Genomic DNA, 395 nt, shown 5'->3' on the forward strand with positions numbered 1-395 from the left:
TTCTTGCGGGACTCCTGGAACCACGGGTGCTGGTCGCTGGTGTGGTTCATGACGAAGTCGATGATCACGCGCATGCCGCGCTGGTGGGCGGCGTCCACGAACTCCACGAAGTCGGCGAGGTCGCCGAACTCGGGCAGCACGGCGGTGTAGTCGGAGACGTCGTAACCGCCGTCGCGCAGCGGTGACTTGAAGAAGGGCGGGAGCCACAGGCAGTCCACGCCCAGCCATTGCAGGTAGTCCAGCTTGGCGGTCAGGCCCTTGAGGTCGCCGACGCCGTCGCCGTTGCTGTCCTGGAAGGAGCGGACGAGGACCTCGTAGAAGACGGCTCGTTTGAACCAGTCCGGGTCGCGGTCCTTGGCGGGGGTGTCCTCGAAGGTGTCCGGCACGGGCTCGTT

The 395-nt window shown here is 66.1% G+C and carries 1 protein-coding gene; it reads right to left on the bottom strand.

Going from position 1 to position 395, the window contains the following annotated elements:
* On the bottom strand, positions 1-395 hold a 395-nt coding region (locus IE94_RS0134535), incomplete at both ends, for an alpha-amylase family glycosyl hydrolase (RefSeq protein ID WP_245235388.1).

Source organism: Streptomyces violaceorubidus, assembly GCF_000717995.1.
GTDB classification, from domain to species: Bacteria; Actinomycetota; Actinomycetes; order Streptomycetales; family Streptomycetaceae; genus Streptomyces; species Streptomyces violaceorubidus.